This is a genomic window from Chlamydiota bacterium (assembly GCA_016178055.1).
In the GTDB taxonomy this organism is placed as follows: Bacteria; Auribacterota; JACPWU01; order JACPWU01; family JACPWU01; genus JACOUC01.
Genome location: JACOUC010000035.1, coordinates 98,345 through 114,011, shown reverse-complemented (window position 1 = coordinate 114,011; position 15,667 = coordinate 98,345). Strand labels below are relative to the sequence as shown.

The following is a 15,667-nucleotide window of genomic DNA, read 5'->3' as shown; positions in this document are numbered from 1 at the left end:
ACGGCTCGAGGAAGGCTTCGCCGTTCTTGTGCGCTTCGCCTAAGACTCAAAAACATAGAGGAAATCCATGATAAAAAGATTTTTCCAAGACCTTAATATTTCAGGCGTTTCTTATATGTTGATTAGCGGGCAGGCTTCTGTGATTTATGGAGCCGCCACCTTTTCAGAAGATATTGATCTGTGGGTTCAACCAGTGAAAGAGAACTGGAACAGATTTCTAAAGGTGCTTGGAAGTGTGGGTGCAGTGATATACAAATTAACGCCGCCCATTTCAATGAAATGGATCTCTCAAGGGCATGGTTTTCATTTTCAGATTCCAGATGAAGACAAAAATATTCCTTTTTGGTTTTTGGATGTTATGGGAGTAGCCCCTCGGGTTGGGGATTATGATGATTCTTTCAAGCGTGTAAAATACCCAATGACAGATTGGGGCAAAATTCCTGTAGTTGCAATAAGAGATTTGGTGGAAATAAAAAAAACGAGACGTTTGGAAGACTACCCGATCATTTCAAATCTTGTTCGAATCGAATCCAGGAATCTTTCTGAAAGAAAATTGAAAATGAATGACTGGAAATGGATATTAAAAAATAGTTTTGAGGTTGAGGATATACTTGATTACCTTCAGTCGGATGAAACAGCTAAAACAATAGGTGCACATCTTTCTAGAAAATGCTTATCTCTGTGTTTACAAGCATTGCTACAGGATCATAGAAAAGCGGTACATCTTAAAGAGGCTTCTCAAGAAATGGCATTGGAAATAGAAGAATCACGAAGAAGGGATCGTATCTATTGGGCGCCTATCATTGATGAATTGAAGGTTTTAAAAAAAAATAATAGGCTTCTTGTTCCTGGAAATAAGCCCCCACGAATGGTTGCGTGACATTTGTTTTAGGAAAATCTTTTGAGGATGTTACGGTTGTTGCACCGGAGCGCTTGGGACAAGATCAAGCTTATGTGATTGATTCGACGAAGGCGAGAAAGACATTAGGATGGTCAAATAAAATCTCTTTGAATGAAGGTGTTGGAGGTGTTGTTGCCTGGATAGAAAAATATTGGGATCAAATTGTAAAGGAGCCCTTGGAATATGTCCATCACGCCTGATTCTCTATCTCTTTTTGAAGGGAAAATAGTTGCTGTTACAGGAGGCGCACGAGGTATTGGTAAAAACATTGTTAATGCATTTGCTCAAAAAGGCGCGATGGTTATTGTCTGCGATCTCAATGATAAAGAGGGACATACAACCGTAACAGATTTACGTGATCGAAAGCTCTCTTCTACGTTTTTGAAAGTTGATTTAAGTGAGAAGGGGACACCACAAGAGATGATTCGTCAGATTGTCAGGAGTTATGGAAAGATTGATGTTTTGGTGAATAATGCAAGGGCTGTCCGTTCTCGGGACAAATCGGATGATGAAGAAAGTTGGGATCTCGAAATGGCTGTTAATCTTCGGGCTGCGTTCTTTGCGTCTCAGGCAGCTATTTCTACAATGGCAAAAAATGGCGGGGGAAGCATTGTTAACATCAGTTCAATCACAGGACTGCTTTCTGCACGTGAAGTTTCTCCTGTCTATCAAATTGCGAAAGTGGGATTGACTCAGATGACTCGCTATTTTGCTGTTCGAGGAGGTGCAGAAGGTGTTCGAGTTAATGCATTATTGCCTGGCGTTATTATTCGGGATGAAGATCTTGATCGTTATAGGCAAGATGACAATCAAGGTTATCGAGAACTGGTTGAATTTTGCCATCCGATGGGACAGCCAGGGCGTTCTGATGATGTTGCTCATGCGGCGCTGTTTCTTTGTTCACCCAACGCATCCTATATTTCTGGTCAATGTATTGTGATGGATGGTGGAATGTCTGTGCAGGAACAATTTAGTTTGATGCTTCATTTTCAGAAGAGACATGATGAGAGCTCGGTCCCAATTTAAGGAGAAATTCTTATGATTGCAAAGACTCTAATCTATTTATCAGATCTTACGCATACTGGATCGGTTATTTCATCCAATGTACATCCCTTGGCGGGTGGTTTGATTGGGGCGCAATTGCTAAGAAGCCTGCCTGAGATTGTCGAGGTGGAAGTTTTTAAATATCCTCAAGATTTGTCTCGTTCTCTTCGGCGGCGTATGCCTCGAATCGCTGGTTTTACAAACTACTCGTGGAACTGTGACTTGTCTTATCAATATGCAAGCCGCATAAAGAAAAGTTTTCCAGATACCGTGATTGTGTTTGGAGGTCCTAATTATGGTCTGACAGAAGAAGAAATGCTGGCATTTTGGAATCGGTTTCCGCTTCTTGACTTTTATGTTGTCAAGGAAGGTGAATTGGCAATGATTGAGCTGGTTAAAGCATTGCACGAGGTAAATTATGATGTACTCGCCTTAAAACGGGATCAGAGGCTACTTCCCAACTGTCATTATTGGTCTAATGGCAAGATGATGATTGGAGAAATGCTTCCCAGAATCAAAGATTTGGGGGAATTGTCCTCTCCATACTTGATGGGGTTGATGGATAAGTTTTTCGATCAAGTTTTATCACCCATGGTTCACACAACACGGGGTTGCCCCTTTACTTGTACGTTTTGTTCTGAAGGGTCATCCTATTATTCTAAAGTTGCACAAAGAATTGATTTAAAGGATGAGCTAGAGTACATTGCGCAGCGTGTTGGGAGTGTCCCTGATTTATACCTTACAGATGCTAATTTTGGAATGTATAAAGAGGACAAAGCAAAGGCAGGCATCATTGCCTCTATCCAGGATAAATATGGTTGGCCACAGCGAGTGGTTGTCTCAACTGGAAAGAACCGGAAGGAACACGTGATCGAAGTTGCATCTATGCTCAATGGTGCGCTGAATATTGCTGCATCGTTACAATCTACGGATCAAACGGTGCTCAGCAATATTCAGCGATCTAATATTTCTCTGGATGCCCTAAGTACCATGGCTCAGCAGGCTAATAAAACGAGTGCGGACACTTATTCTGAAATTATTTTAGGTTTGCCAGGGGATACGATGGAAAAACACATGCACTCTCTACGCGATGTGGTAGAAGCCAATCTAGGAGTTTTGAGAATGTATCAGCTTATTATGCTTCCTCAAACTGAACTTAACACTCCCAAAACTCGAAACCAATATGCGATGAAGACGAAATATCGCATCATGCCGCGGTCTTTTGGTAAATATGATTTTCAAGATGAAATTTTCAGCTCTGTTGAATCTGAAGAAATTTGTATTCAGACTCATAGTTTGAGTTTTGAAGAGTATATTGAATGTCGAGAATTAGATCTCACGGTAGAAATTGTGCACAATGGGAGGACTTTTGCCGAGTTATGGGGGTTATGTAAATGGGCAGGCTTTCCCTGGTTTGATTTCATCATGCGTTTTCACAACACGCGGCGGTCTTTCACTGAGGGGTTGATTCATTTGTATGATTCGTTTCGTGCCGAGACAATCAGCCGCCTCTGGGATAGGCGAGAAGATCTAGCAGCTTATGTGCGTGAAAACATGGATGCCTTTTTCAGCAGTGAAAGTAGTACCAATGAAATGTCCAATGGTAAGGCCGTAGCATTTTTAAATTTGCAGGTTGATTTGCATAACGCATTGTTTGCGATCATGAAAACGATGCTCAAAGAGTCTGAGCGTCTGGATGAGATTAAAGAACTGTATTTGGAAGAATTGAAAGAATATGGCTTGCTTAGAAAAGTAGATTTGACTAATGCAGAAAGACGGTTTAATCGTCTTCTTCATTTTGATTTTTCAGCCATTGGGGAACAAAACTACAATGTGGATCCCTCTCTTTATTTACTGGATAAACCTTGCAACTTTCTCTTTGCGCACACGGATAAGCAAAAGACTTTGATAGAAGGATATGTTAAACAGTACGGCACATCGTTAGATGGAATGAGTCGAATTTTGATGCGAGTATCACCTATCAAACGATTGTTTCGAGAAGTTGTTCCAGCTGCGGAAGATATTGTGGCAAGCCTTGGGTCTTTCCCCTTGGGTTGATGCCCTTTCAGCTTTCGTGGGCTTCAATTTGTGACAGTTCAACACTTAAGGAAGGTGGATGGAAAACACTCACTTAACTTTGACGGGTCGAGTGGCTCTTATCACGGGAAGCAGCAAAGGCATTGGTAAAGCTATTGCTCAGTCCCTTGCTCAGGAAGGTGCAGATGTTGTTTTGACAGCTCGTGATCCTGTCGTGCTCGAGGCGACTGTGCAAGAATTTGAAAGACTTCCAGGAAAAGCTTTTGCTGTGGCTGCTGATGCTACGGATCCTCAATCTGTGCAGCGAGTTGTTGGGGATGCGATTCAGAGATTCGGCAGGCTAGATATTCTTGTTAATAACGTTGGTGGGGTAAATAAAATAACAAAATTTTATGACTTAAACCGTGATGATTGGATATCCGCATTTGATCTGAATGTGATGACAGTGGTTCACTTTGTACAGCAGGCCTTGCCGTGGCTCAAAAAATCAAAAGTGGGACGTATTATTAATATAGCGTCCATTTCAGGGGTAGAACCTGGTCTTTTAATCCCTCATTATTGTGCAAGCAAGGCAGCGGTGATTAATTTGAGTAAGCACTTGGCTAATTTGTTAGGAAGTGACGGTGTTTTGGTCAATGTTATTTGTGTGGGGCAGGTGCATTCTGATGGAAGAGATCAATTAGCCAAACAGGTTGCTTACGAGGAAGAAATTTCTCTCATCAATGCTAGAATCAAGATAGATGCTCAGGGTGCGGCCAGAATTCCCTTGGGTAGAATAGGTCAAGGGGACGACGTAGCGGGTTTAGTTACATTCCTTGCTTCTGATAAATCTGCATGGATTACTGGCTCGTGTTTTCATGTCAATGGGGGGAAACACCGATCAGCCTTTTAACTCTTTGGTTGATAGGGAGTTTAATATGTTTGTGAGAGGAGAGAGTGTTGGAAGTTCAGCTATTATCATATCTGCGTCCAGTGATATTGGAAGTGCTATCGGCAGATCATGGATAGAGAGGGGCTGGAATTTGTTTGGAACCTATCGGACAGAATCTCAGGCTGTTGAGGAGTTAAGCAGTTGGGGCATGAAAATGGGTCGTTGCGATCTCTCAAATCAGAGATCGATATTGGATGCTTGTGTGAATCTTCGAGCCCTTTGTCCCCAATGGGATGCGTTGGTCCTATGTCCCGGGACTCAAGATCCTGTAAGTGCTTTTCAGGAGTGCAATTTTGATGAATGGGAAGAATCTTTGAAGATCAATTTTACAGGTCCGATGAGAATCGTTCGCGAACTTCTTCCAACCCGTCGAGTCGATTCGAAATTAGGTTCTTGCGTTCTTTTTTTTGCAGGGGGTGGGACCAACAATGCGACTGTCAATTATTCGGCGTACACGGTTTCTAAAATTGCTTTGATCAAGATGTGTGAACTTTTGGATGCTGAGATTCCAGATTGCCGTTTTGTCATTGTGGGACCTGGTTGGGTTAAAACCAAGATCCATGAATCAACTTTGAAAGCGGGTGTACGAGCAGGTCCTAGTTACCAGAAGACTCTTGATAAATTGGCGAGCGATGAGTGTACTTCTTTCGAAAGGATCGTCGCTTGTTGTGATTGGTTGGTGGATTCTCCTCGGGAAGTAGTCAGCGGCCGCAATTTTAGTGTGGTTTATGATCCGTGGGGGAATGAGATTTTGGCCAAGAAACTAACAGAAGAGCCGCATATGTATAAATTAAGAAGGTTTGGCAATGATTGGGTTTTGAAAAATGGCTCCTAGTCTACAGGCGGTCAATGTCTCTTCGACTTTCGTTCTTGAAGAACTCTTGTTAACATTGCCTTCTTTGAGCGCTCTTCATGCACCCGGCTCATCGTTGTATTCTTTTTTCAAGAAGATTGCGCGTCGTGAAATAGAAAATCTTTTTCTAAATAATGATGGAGTTCCTGTAGATTTTAAACCTTTTGGAAGTTTAACCTTTCCTTACCATAACATGGGCGCGGTTGATTCTCTCAATTTGTTTGATCTGGATGAGTTGATTATTTTTAGTTTTTATTGGATGCATCGTCGTTCTTATCGACGGGTTCTTGATATTGGGGCCAATATTGGACTTCATTCCATCATCTTAAGCAAATGTGGATTTGAAGTGCATGCCTATGAACCGGATCCCAAGCATTTTGAAATTTTTAAAAGAAATTTAGACTTTAATCATTGTTCGAATATTCACGCCTTTAATACAGCTGTTTCGACTCAAGCGGGAGAGATGGAATTTGTGAGGGTGTTAGGAAATACAACCGGGAGTCATCTGGCGGGTGCGAAAGCTCATCCTTATGGCGAGCTTGAAAGATTTCCTGTGAAGGTTGAAGCCATGAATGCCCTTCTTTCCTGGGCTGATTTAGTTAAATTAGACATTGAAGGACACGAGAAAGAAGTTCTGTTGGGGACCCATCGGGATCATTGGGCAAATACAGATGGTCTCATTGAAGTGGGTAATCCAAACAATGCAACGGCTATTTATGAACATTTCCAAAAAACGGGTGTTCGTCTTTTTTCTCAAAAAACGGGTTGGAAACGGGTGAGCCATGTAGATGACATGCCAACCAGTTATCGTGAGGGAACACTTTTTATCACATCTAAATTGGAGATGCCTTGGCATGAAGCTCTCTGATTATGTCGCAAGATTTTTAGCCCAACAGGGCATTCGCCATGTTTTTGCTGTTTCTGGTGGCGCCTCCCTTCATCTCATTCATGCTCTTGCAGAAACCGAAGGTATTGAATTTATTTGTCCTCAGCATGAACAGGCAGGAGCCATGGCGGCTGATGGGTATTCTCGCCTTACGGGGAATTTAGGAGCGGCCATTTCAACAAGTGGCCCTGGCGCTACCAATATGCTGACCGGAGTTTGCTGTGCCTATTATGACTCTGTACCTGTCATTTATATTACAGGTCAGGTTTCGACATTTAGAATGAAAAAAGATACGGGTGTTCGACAAATGGGTTTTCAAGAAACAGATACGATTGGTATTTATAAATCCGTCACAAAATATGCTGTACAGATTCTCGATGCAATGAAAATAAGATATGAATTGGGAAAAGCCTGCCATATTGCAAAATCAGATCGACCCGGACCTGTGGTGATTGATATTCCCGACAATATTCAAAGGGAGGAAATTAATCCAGCGTTACTTGAGCCTTTTGTTTTGGATCAGGGAAAAGCTCCTAGAAAATCTAATTTTAATATCGATCAATGCCTGCAGCTTTTAAAAGAAGCCAAGCGTCCTGTGGTTATTTTAGGATGGGGGGTTCGTTTGGCCAAAGCTGAGGAAGAAGCAAAAAATTTAGTAGAGCAATTCGGTTTCCCAGTTGCTCCTACATGGGCGATGGCAGATCTCTTTGAATCAGATTATCCTTTTTTAATCGGTACCTTTGGAACCCATGGGACTCGATACGCTAATTTTGCTGTCCAAAATGCAGATTTAATTTTAGCGATAGGAACGCGTTTAGATACAAAAGCCACAGGAAGCCCTCCTTATAGTTTTGCGAGGGCAGCCAAAAAAATAGTTGTCGATATTGATCTGAGTGAATTAAAAAAATTTGAAAGGTTTGGGTTGAAAATAGAACAACTCATCCATGCAAATGCTAAGGATTTTTTATTACAATTGAATCAGCACATGGTCAATTTCTCTAAAAGTGATATCTCGTCATGGAGAGAGCAAATTGCTTTCTGGAAAGAAAAGTATCCTATTTGTCCTGACGAGTATTATCGGCAAAAAGAAATTAATCCATATGTTTTCGTAAAAGCTCTTTCTCAAGCTTGCGAGAAAGGAAGCGCCTTGTTTGTAGATACAGGTTGTGCTGTAGCTTGGATGATGCAGGCATTTGATTTTAAAGCAGATCAAAGGTTATATCATGATTGCAATAATACAGCGATGGGTTGGGCTTTGCCAGCAAGCATAGGAGGTTCTCTAGCGCTTGGAAAAAAATCTGTAATTTGTGTGACAGGAGATGGAAGTTTGCAAATGAATATCCAAGAGCTATCAACCGTTTTACGTTATCAACTGCCCATTAAAATCTTTTTAATCAATAATCATGGTTATAGCATGATTCAGCAAACTCAGGATCAATGGTTAGAAGGAAATTATTTTGCCTCCTCTATTGAAGGAGGATTGGCTTTTCCTGATTTTTTAAAGGTGGCACAAGCTTATGGATACAAGACAGTTTGCCTTTCTAGCACTCAACAACTAGAAGATGGTATTAAAGAGGTTTTGAGGACGAAAGGTCCTGTATTTTGTAATGTTGAAATTGCTTCCAAAGAAAGAGTCGTTCCTCAAGTGAAGTTTGGGAGACCCAATGAGGATGCAGATCCGTTATTGGAAAGAAAAGAATTTCTTGAAAATATGACGATTCAACCCATGGAAATATCCTTAAAAGATTTTTCTGTGGAATCGTCTCGTGTCAAATAGAAATTTCAAATGTCAGAAATTGATTTTTTAAACTCCCAACCTAAAACCCTTCGGGATTACGATCAAAGGGTTAAGGAAAAGACCCCAGAAATTATTCGAATTGCGAAACAGTTTGGACCAGAATTTTTCGATGGTCCTCGGATCATGGGATACGGAGGCTATAGGTATGATGGGCGATGAAGTCGTTCATACAGGATATTATCCCATGGCCCATTATTTATTTGGCATCGGTGTTGGATTGTATGCGTAAAAAGCGATGATGGTTGTGACATTAAGAATATGAAAGATTATTTGACGAGCGACGAGGAATACAAGTCCTGGCTTTCGGATATTAAGAAGAGAGTCCGCAGTGCTCAGATTAAAGCTGCGATCAGTGTAAACACTGAACTGTTAAAGCTTTATTGGGATATGGGCGTGGATATTGTTGTCAGGCAAAAAAGCGTAAAATGGGGAGAGGGTCTATTGCCTCGGCTCAGCAAGGACTTGATGGCAGAATTTTCTGATATGAAAGGATTTTCACTTAGTAATTTAAAGTATATCAAACAGTGGCACTTATTTTACAGCCAAGAAGAGCAAATTAGCCAACAAGTTGTTGGCCAAATTACCTCTATCCCCTGGGGACATAACATTGCCATTATCTCTAAATGCAAAGACGTCTGTGAAGCTATGTTTTACGTGCAGGGCACGATCAGGCATAATTGGAGTCGTAACGTTCTTGTTCATCAGATAGAGAGCGGTCTTTTTGAACGGGAAGGGAAAGCCGTTAGCAATTTTCATTTAACGCTGCCTAAACCCCAAGGCGATCTTGCTCAACAAACATTGAAGGATCCCTATATCTTTGACTTTTTGAACATGTCTACAGATTCTAGCGAGCGAGAGCTTGAACATAAGCTCATAGATCATCTTACGAGCTTTCTTCTGGAGTTGGGTGCCGGTTTTGCTTTTATCGGCAGGCAAATTCCTGTTCAAGTGGGGGACCGAGAGTTTTTTATAGATCTTCTTTTTTATCATACTCGCTTGCATTGCTATGTTGTGGTTGAACTGAAAACAGGGGACTTCGAACCGGAGTTTGCTGGCAAACTTAATTTTTATATCAAGGCGATGGACAGTCAGTTGCGTAAAGTTGGGGACCTCCCAACAATCGGCCTTCTACTTTGTAAGAGGCGGGATAAGTTGGTTGCAGAATATGCCATGAGTGATATCCATAAACCCATTGGGGTATCAGAGTATAAATTAACGCATGCGTTGCCGAAGAAATTGAAATCAAGCTTTCCAGCGATTAAGGAGCTTGAAAAAGAGCTCAGCAAAGGTGTAGAAAAGGCGAAGAAGTCATGAATGATGAAGTCGTTCATACCGGGTATGAACCCATGGCGCATTGTTTATTTGGATTAGGGATTGCCCTTCGTGATGGCAGAAATTAATCTTTTAAATTCTCACCCTAAAGCTCTTCGTGATTACGATCAAAGGGCCAAAGAGAAAACTTCCGAAATTATCCGAATTGCTAAACAATTTGGTCGGGAGTTTTTTGATGGTCCTCGTGTGATGGGATATGGAGGCTATAAATATGATGGGCGTTGGAAAGATATCGCAAAACGATTTCGCGATCATTATCGTTTGCCAGAGAATGCTGCTGTTTTAGACATTGGATGTGCAAAGGGATTTTTGTTGCATGATTTTAGAGAGCTCATGCCTGAATGCCAAGTTGCAGGGGTGGACGTGAGCGAATATGCCATTGAACACGCCATACCTACAGTGAAACCATTTCTTAAAGTAGCGAGTGCAGAAAGCTTACCCTTTCCAGATAAAAGCTTTGATCTCGTAATCTCTATCAATTCTATCCACAACCTTTCTCTTGAGCCTTTGAAGAAGGCCCTTAGAGAAATTCAGAGGGTCAGCCGTGGCCACAGCTATATCACCATGGATGCTTGGAGAAATGAAAAAGAGCAAGAACAACTTTACAAATGGGTTTTGACCGCTGAAACCATGATGCATGTGAATGATTGGAAGAAACTCTTTCAGGAAGTCGGATATACAGGCGATTATTATTGGTTTATTGCGGAATAATATTATTTGGTGAGGGGTGAGAGGTTATGAGTGAGGGGTATGAATAATAAGTAGAGATATCAGTAACCACTCACCCATTCTTATGAAAACCCAAGCAGCTGTTCTTTTCGAAGTTTGCAAACCTCTGCAGCTTATTCCTGTCACGATACCCAGTCTTAAATCCGGACAGGTTCTTGTGGATGTTGCATATAGCAGTATTTGCCACAGTCAACTTCTAGAAGTTTTAGGTAAACGAGGACCGGATCGTTTTCTTCCTCACACCCTAGGTCATGAGGGCTCTGGAACAGTTTTGGAAGTGGGCTCCGATGTTGTGAAGGTGAAACCTGGCGATCGAGTGGTTCTTTCTTGGATTAAAGGTAAAGGGAAGGATGTCCCCTCGATGGTTTACCAGAGTGATGAAGGTCCTGTTAATTCTGGGGCAATTAGCACCTTTATGAGGCGGACCATTACTTGCGAGAATCGTCTTACGCCTATTTTGGATTCTATGCCGTTGCGAGAGGCTGCTCTTCTGGGTTGTGCGATTCCCACGGGTGCAGGAATCGTTTTGAAAGTGGCCAAGATTTCTGAGGGAGAGAGCGTTGCTATTTTTGGTATTGGAGGAGTGGGCTTGAGTGCTTTGATGGCGGCTTCTTTTGTTAAGGCTCATAAAATTATTGCGGTCGATATTTTTGATCATAAATTAAAACAAGCGAAACAATTGGGTGCAACTCACACGATTAATGGAATGTCTTGCGATGTGGCAATTGAAATCCTCAATATGACGAATGGATTGGGTGTGGATTATGCGATAGAAGCTTCGGGGAAAAAACAGGCGATGGAGGCTGCTTTCCGATCTGTAAGAGACCAGGGAGGAATCTGTGTCATTGCGGGTAACTTATCTCAAGGTGATTTGATTTTGATTGATCCCATGGATTTAATTAAGGGTAAAAAAATATTGGGTTCTTGGGGTGGCTCTGCCCAGACAGATGAGGATATTCCTTTTTACGCAAACCTTTTTTTATCAGGAGATTTGCCCTTAAAGAGCATGATTACGCATGAATATGGACTTCAGGATATTAATCAAGCATTGAAAGAGTTGGAACAAGGAAATGCAGGGCGTATCATGATTAAGATGGAGGATTGATTTAAGGTGAGTGTGGAGCGATTGCCTTTGATGATGTACAATGACAATAAATTAAATAATGATGTTCTTGTTGTTCAATAGAAGGAGGAGTCCCTCTTTGAAAAGGATAACTTACTCTAAGGTTAAGCAACGTGTAAAAGGTTCCTTTGATTCTCTTAAGAATTGTCTTAAAAATACGAGTTGTTTTTTTAGGTCAGGACGGGCCTACAAAAATTCCCTGTTAGCAATTTATGATTTTGCGGGGAATCCTTACGATCATAGTGTTGCCGAATTTCTTGCGAGTAGTGAAATGGCCAGAGTCAAACGTTCTCTTTTCTACATGGATGTTGTTCTTGTTGCTGACCGTGATAAAAAACATCGAGGAGATCAACCCGAAGTTAATGAAGCGACTTTTAGAAATTGGATTATGAATTTAGCGGAATGTGCAGACCTTCTTAGAAGCGTCAGTACGCTTGTGATATTTGATGACCGCATGAAATTTTTGTCGTTTTATCAAAGGGTGCGGCATTCCCATCAGATCTATCCAGAGAATGGATTTGTCTATAGACCTCGGAAAGCGAGCCATTTGAAGACTGTTTCTGATTATTATCGAAGCACGGGCTATGTGCCAAAGTTTCAATCGAGTCAAGTTCTCTTAGAGTGGGCAGAAAAATATTTTCTTGAGAGAAGTTATCCCCTCATTCCTGTTGTTATTTTTATTCGGAATTCAAAGACTCATCCTGGTCGAAACACGGATTTGCCAACTTGGTTTAGTTTTATGCGAAAGGTATTGAATCAGTACAATGTAAAGTTCTTTCTTGTGAATGATTTTTGGAATCCTGTATCCATCCCTGAAGATTTGAGGGAAAAGATCGAGGTGTCCGTGGAGGCGACGATGTCAACAAAATATCGGGTTGCACTCACCCAAAGAGCGTCTTTAATCATGGGACAGTGCATTGGATCGGCAGTGCCTATATACCTTGAGGATACCCCTTATTTGATGTTTGGCTTTGACAACGAATATTTTAGTGCTCAATTGAATATCGAACTGTACGGAATGACACCCGATTTACAATTTCCATGGGCGAGTCAATATCAAAAAATTTTCGGGACGAAGGGCGATGCGCCCTTTATTCAACAGCAATTTGACATGATGTTTCATATGCTTGAAAGTAGGGGAAAGCTCGTTCCAAATTATTTCAGATCTACTGATCCATCACTGATGATGGCCCATTCTCAGGTTTAAAATGAAAATCACAATTTGTACAACTCCCATTCGCCCTGTTCCGACGGATTATCCTCCTTTTGGTTCGATGGCCATTATTCAATCTCTTCAATCCCATGGTTATCATGATATCTATTTCTATGATATTGATGGGTTAAGGCCAACGTTTGATGAAGTGGTTAGATTTTTTGAAGAGCAGCAACCCGACGTGGTTGGTATCAGCGCTGTGGTTTCAACCGCCTATGAGTATACTAAAAGACTTGCGAAGGCCTTGCGCAAAGTTGTTCCTAACGTAACGATTGTTGTCGGTGGTAATCTTGCCGCAAGTGCAGAAATCCTTCATCGATTATGTGGAGTAGATTTTTGTGTCATTGGGGAAGGCGAGAAAGTCATTGTGAATCTCATGCGATATATTGAGAATCGAGGTACATCATTTGATGATTTAACACTTCGGCAAATTAAAGGAATCTCTTTTTTAGATAGGAAAGGAGATTTTATTTTTACGGGTTATGAGACGGCGATTGCTGCCGACCAGTTATTTGATCCTGACTATACTATTCTAGAAAAGTTTTCAAAAATTGATAATTTTGTGAAGGACCCTCTTACAAGGAGGGAGGATTTTGCGCGGGATCCTCGGAGCCGAGAGAGTCATCGCCATGGGAAGAAAATGGGCAATGTCCTCTCTGCGAAAGGTTGTGTTGCTCGATGTACCTTTTGTCACCGTTGGGATAAGGGGTATCGCCATTTTCCGCCTGGAAAAATTATCTCCAGAATTAAGTATCTTATGGATCGATACAATGTGGGTTTTATCAATTTTGCCGATGAGAATTTTGGATCAGACAGACGAGCGCTGGATGAATTGATAGAATTGGTTCAGTCGCTAGATATTTTATACATTGTCTCAGGAGTGAGAGTTCGTTCCGTGGATTTGGATTTACTTAAGAGGTTGAAAAAAAGCGGGTGTGTGGCGGTATATTATGGGATGGAAACGGGGAGCCCAACCATTCTCAAAGTGATGGAGAAGGGAGCAACAGTGGATATGAATTATCATGCGGCTCGCTGGACATTCGAGGCGGGAATTTATACAACTTATCAATTGGTTTTGGCGATGCCGGGTGAAACTCCGCAGACGATTTCTGAAACCACTGATTTTATGAAATCAGTCACACAATTTTTACCAGAGTATCCTCAGAATAGGATCAGTTGTAATTACATTCAAGCTTTGCCTGGAACGCCTGTTTATGAAAACGCAAGGGTGAAAGGATTCCTGGGTAAAACGCTTGAAGATGAAGAAAAATATTTGATGCTCATTTCTAATGTCGACGCCCGTGATGATACCAAATTCTTGAATTTTACAGACACCGATTATTTTACTGTCCAGTCTTGGAGGCGCAGATTGGTTTTTGAAGTGATGGCTCATTATTTAAAATATAACAACATGGTTCGTTTGAGTGTAAAAGGATTTATGAATGATTTCTTATATCCATTGATGTTGAAGTTTTTTTGGCCTAGCAAGTTTCAGAATTGGAAAAAGCTGAAGGTTCAAGACAAGGTGTCATCGGACGACTATTCCAGAGGGGGTTATTTTAACTTTTCAACAGGCTATTGGTACTATCCTGCCCTTGTTTATTTATACCGTTTTAGAACGTTTATTATTTGGTATCAGTTGTTGAGATCAGAATTTCTAAGGCTTCCTAAAAAGGTGTTTATTCTCCGTTTGAGTGAATTTTTTCAGATCAGATGCCTCCACATCATGAAGTTCAAAAGGAAAAAATCGCAAGAGATCAATAAGTCATTACGTAAGATTATGCAAGAGGTTGGTCAAGTTGCGACATCTGTTAATGAACAATCCATGCAGCCTCTACGTGAGGGGCGGTAGAATATTTATTCAGGGAGGGACAAATGAATAACGGTTTTCAGTTTTTAAGCGACCTGATTCAAGAAAACCCTTGGCCCATTGCTAAACATGTATTTATTATTGGCGAAATTGGTATTAACCACAATGGAGATTTAGGGATTACCAAGCAATTAATCGATATGGCTAAAGAGGCAGGTTGTGACGCGGTAAAATTTCAGAAGCGCACGATAGATATTGTTTATTCCAAAGAGGTTTTAGATTCACCTCGAGAAAGTCCGTGGGGGAAAACACAAAGAGCGCAAAAGGAAGGCTTAGAGTTTGGAAAAAGAGAATATGATGAGATTGACGCTTATTGTAAGAAATTTGGAATCGAGTGGTTTGCTTCTGCCTGGGATGTTGAGAGCCAGCATTTTATGCGGCAATACAATCTTAAATATAACAAAATTGCATCTCCTATGATGACGCATCTGGATCTTTTAGAAGCGGTTGCTCAGGAGAAAAAACTCACCTTTATTTCGACAGGGATGAGCACTTACGAGGACATTGATCGGGCGGTTGAGATTTTTAGAAATTATGATTGTCCTTTTGTCCTTATGCATTGTATTTCTGCCTATCCAGTTCCTGAGGAGGCGCTGAATTTAAAATGTATTGTTGAATTAAGAAAAAAATATCAATGCCCTGTTGGATACAGTGGTCATGAAGTGACCATGGTTCCAGGTGTCCTTGCTGCCATGATGGGCGCTGTGGCGATTGAACGTCATATCACGCTGGATCGGGCGATGTATGGGAGTGATCAAGCCGCTTCATTGGAGAAGAGAGGATTAGAAATGATGGTCGGTTATGTTCGCACCATTCCAACGGTCATGGGAGATGGAATTAAGCGCGTTCTCTCCTCGGAACTTGCCAATGCAAAGAAATTGAGATACTGGACACCTTCTAATGGAGAGAAACCTTCCGCGGCTCCTAAGCCTCAAAAAGTTTAAAGAATA

Annotated in this window: 14 protein-coding genes; all 14 read left to right on the top strand. The window is 41.3% G+C overall.

The features are described 5' to 3' along the window. The first annotated feature begins 67 nt into the window (after positions 1–67). Positions 68–880 (top strand): hypothetical protein, encoded by an 813-nt coding sequence (locus HYS07_05030; GenBank protein MBI1870542.1) that lies wholly within the window; start codon positions 68–70, stop codon positions 878–880. Further along, positions 877–1,101, top strand: coding sequence for a hypothetical protein (locus HYS07_05025; GenBank protein ID MBI1870541.1), 225 nt, complete (start codon positions 877–879; stop codon positions 1,099–1,101). The genes HYS07_05030 and HYS07_05025 overlap by 4 nt, the downstream gene beginning before the upstream one ends. Then, a complete protein-coding gene (locus tag HYS07_05020) occupies positions 1,085–1,927 on the top strand; it encodes an SDR family oxidoreductase (GenBank protein MBI1870540.1) in 843 nt (280 codons plus the stop codon). Before HYS07_05025 ends, HYS07_05020 begins: the two co-directional genes overlap by 17 nt. Before the next feature lie 12 nt (positions 1,928–1,939). After that, a complete protein-coding gene (locus tag HYS07_05015) occupies positions 1,940–4,003 on the top strand; it encodes a radical SAM protein (protein ID MBI1870539.1) in 2,064 nt (687 codons plus the stop codon). A gap of 58 nt (positions 4,004–4,061) precedes the next feature. Then, positions 4,062–4,874: an SDR family oxidoreductase gene (locus tag HYS07_05010; protein ID MBI1870538.1), complete on the top strand. Its 813-nt coding sequence runs from the start codon at positions 4,062–4,064 to the stop codon at positions 4,872–4,874. 25 nt (positions 4,875–4,899) lie between these two features. Beyond that, positions 4,900–5,748, top strand: coding sequence for an SDR family oxidoreductase (locus HYS07_05005; GenBank protein MBI1870537.1), 849 nt, complete (start codon positions 4,900–4,902; stop codon positions 5,746–5,748). Further along, complete coding sequence (locus HYS07_05000) at positions 5,738–6,634, top strand: FkbM family methyltransferase (protein MBI1870536.1); 897 nt, start codon at positions 5,738–5,740, stop codon at positions 6,632–6,634. The genes HYS07_05005 and HYS07_05000 overlap by 11 nt, the downstream gene beginning before the upstream one ends. Further along, positions 6,621–8,429, top strand: a complete 1,809-nt coding sequence (locus HYS07_04995; protein MBI1870535.1) for a thiamine pyrophosphate-binding protein — start codon at positions 6,621–6,623, stop codon at positions 8,427–8,429. The genes HYS07_05000 and HYS07_04995 overlap by 14 nt, the downstream gene beginning before the upstream one ends. Positions 8,430–8,708: 279 nt before the next feature. After that, complete coding sequence (locus HYS07_04990; protein MBI1870534.1) at positions 8,709–9,764, top strand: DUF1016 domain-containing protein; 1,056 nt, start codon at positions 8,709–8,711, stop codon at positions 9,762–9,764. A 69-nt stretch (positions 9,765–9,833) separates the two neighbouring features. Beyond that, a complete protein-coding gene (locus HYS07_04985; protein ID MBI1870533.1) occupies positions 9,834–10,493 on the top strand; it encodes a class I SAM-dependent methyltransferase in 660 nt (219 codons plus the stop codon). A gap of 82 nt (positions 10,494–10,575) precedes the next feature. After that, positions 10,576–11,616 carry a zinc-binding dehydrogenase gene (locus HYS07_04980; protein MBI1870532.1) on the top strand — a complete coding sequence of 347 codons (1,041 nt, stop codon included), beginning with the start codon at positions 10,576–10,578 and terminating at the stop codon, positions 11,614–11,616. A gap of 97 nt (positions 11,617–11,713) precedes the next feature. After that, entirely contained in the window at positions 11,714–12,841 is a 1,128-nt protein-coding gene (locus HYS07_04975; protein ID MBI1870531.1) for a hypothetical protein, read from the top strand. Position 12,842: 1 nt separating this feature from the next. After that, positions 12,843–14,699 (top strand): cobalamin B12-binding domain-containing protein, encoded by a 1,857-nt coding sequence (locus tag HYS07_04970; GenBank protein MBI1870530.1) that lies wholly within the window; start codon positions 12,843–12,845, stop codon positions 14,697–14,699. Positions 14,700–14,722: 23 nt separating this feature from the next. Next, the gene (locus HYS07_04965) at positions 14,723–15,661 is read left to right on the top strand and encodes an N-acetylneuraminate synthase family protein (protein MBI1870529.1); all 939 of its coding nucleotides are present in this window, start codon (positions 14,723–14,725) and stop codon (positions 15,659–15,661) included. The last annotated feature ends 6 nt before the right edge of the window (positions 15,662–15,667 follow it).

Excerpts from the sequence above, each read along its gene's own strand:
- HYS07_05030 (MBI1870542.1), top strand. The coding sequence starts at position 68 with ATGATAAAAAGATTTTTCCAAGACCTTAATATTTCAGGCGTTTCTTAT.
- HYS07_05020 (MBI1870540.1), top strand. The coding sequence starts at position 1,085 with ATGTCCATCACGCCTGATTCTCTATCTCTTTTTGAAGGGAAAATAGTT.
- HYS07_05015 (MBI1870539.1), top strand. The coding sequence starts at position 1,940 with ATGATTGCAAAGACTCTAATCTATTTATCAGATCTTACGCATACTGGA.
- HYS07_05010 (MBI1870538.1), top strand. The coding sequence starts at position 4,062 with ATGGAAAACACTCACTTAACTTTGACGGGTCGAGTGGCTCTTATCACG.
- HYS07_05005 (MBI1870537.1), top strand. The coding sequence starts at position 4,900 with ATGTTTGTGAGAGGAGAGAGTGTTGGAAGTTCAGCTATTATCATATCT.
- HYS07_05000 (MBI1870536.1), top strand. The coding sequence starts at position 5,738 with ATGGCTCCTAGTCTACAGGCGGTCAATGTCTCTTCGACTTTCGTTCTT.
- HYS07_04995 (MBI1870535.1), top strand. The coding sequence starts at position 6,621 with ATGAAGCTCTCTGATTATGTCGCAAGATTTTTAGCCCAACAGGGCATT.
- HYS07_04990 (MBI1870534.1), top strand. The coding sequence starts at position 8,709 with ATGAAAGATTATTTGACGAGCGACGAGGAATACAAGTCCTGGCTTTCG.
- HYS07_04980 (MBI1870532.1), top strand. The coding sequence starts at position 10,576 with ATGAAAACCCAAGCAGCTGTTCTTTTCGAAGTTTGCAAACCTCTGCAG.
- HYS07_04970 (MBI1870530.1), top strand. The coding sequence starts at position 12,843 with ATGAAAATCACAATTTGTACAACTCCCATTCGCCCTGTTCCGACGGAT.
- HYS07_04965 (MBI1870529.1), top strand. The coding sequence starts at position 14,723 with ATGAATAACGGTTTTCAGTTTTTAAGCGACCTGATTCAAGAAAACCCT.